Origin of the sequence: Staphylococcus sp. HMSC063F05, assembly GCF_001837075.1 — a bacterium.
GTDB lineage: Bacteria > Bacillota > Bacilli > Staphylococcales > Staphylococcaceae > Staphylococcus > Staphylococcus epidermidis.
Window position 1 is genome coordinate 1 of sequence record NZ_KV831345.1, and the last position, 356, is coordinate 356.

The 356-nt window shown below is 27.5% G+C and carries 1 pseudogene; it reads left to right on the forward strand.

The features are described 5' to 3' along the window. Window positions 1–356: pseudogene (locus HMPREF2576_RS07210) on the forward strand (transposase); the annotation flags it as partial.

Genomic DNA, 356 nt, shown 5'->3' on the forward strand with positions numbered 1-356 from the left:
ATCAAAAGCCTTCTTATAAAACGATTAATCGATTCAAAAACAAATAAAAAAAAATGAAGAATTATAGTTGGGAATATTTCAATGTCCAAATTAATCAAAAGCTTTCAGAACGAAAAGCAAAAACCATCTACAGTCAAAGAAAAATTGATGTGGAGTCTGTTTTTGGAATTATGAAGCCTATTTTGAGTTTCACTCGAAAGTCCGTTCGAGGGATAAATAAAGACAAAAGAGAACTAGGACTTGTGCTAATGATACTTAATATAAGAAAAGTACCAGCTCAACGAGCTGAAAATTATAAAAAAATCATAAAAAAGACAATTTTTATATTATTTCAATAGAAATTGTCTTTATTTACT